Origin of the sequence: Chryseobacterium viscerum (assembly GCF_002899945.2) — a bacterium.
Classification (GTDB): domain Bacteria; phylum Bacteroidota; class Bacteroidia; order Flavobacteriales; family Weeksellaceae; genus Chryseobacterium; species Chryseobacterium viscerum.
In genome coordinates this window covers 1-503 of sequence record NZ_PPEG02000037.1, presented here as the reverse complement: position 1 = coordinate 503, position 503 = coordinate 1, and the positions used below count along the sequence as shown (strand labels likewise).

Genomic DNA, 503 nt, shown 5'->3' with positions numbered 1-503 from the left:
GGACGAGGTTGAAATCCCATACTTCGATGAGGTCGAGATAGCGGCGGGCGGTGGGCGAGTGCCTGACCTCGAACTGGCCAAGCGCAAGATTCGATTCCCGAAGGCAACTCTGCGCGAGGCTGCCGTCGACAAGAGCACCTCCGTCTGCGTGAACGTCACAGGCAACAGCATGGAGCCGCTTATTGCAGACGGCTCGATCATCGGCGTCGATCTCTCGGTCAACACGATCGTGGACGGCGAGATCTACGCCCTGAAGCATGACGACTTGCTGCGGGTGAAGTTCGTCTATCGCCTGCCTGGCGGCGGCATCCGGTTGCGCAGCTACAACCGGGACGAGTACCCCGATGAGGAGTACACCAAGGATCAGATGCGTGACGGTGGCATCAGCGTGATCGGGTGGGTGTTCTGGTGGTCCGTCATGAGGCGCAGGAAGCACTGAGGAAGAAAATGCTATCAGTACGATTGATGAAATCTATAGCTAAGCTGTCGACCTCGGCCTGCGA

At 58.6% G+C, this 503-nt stretch carries 1 protein-coding gene; it reads left to right on the top strand.

Going from position 1 to position 503, the window contains the following annotated elements; genetic code table 11:
- The coding region (locus C1634_RS25670) for a S24 family peptidase (protein WP_133248983.1) at positions 1-439 on the top strand (439 nt) is incomplete at its 5' end.
- Positions 440-503: the final 64 nt, after the last annotated feature.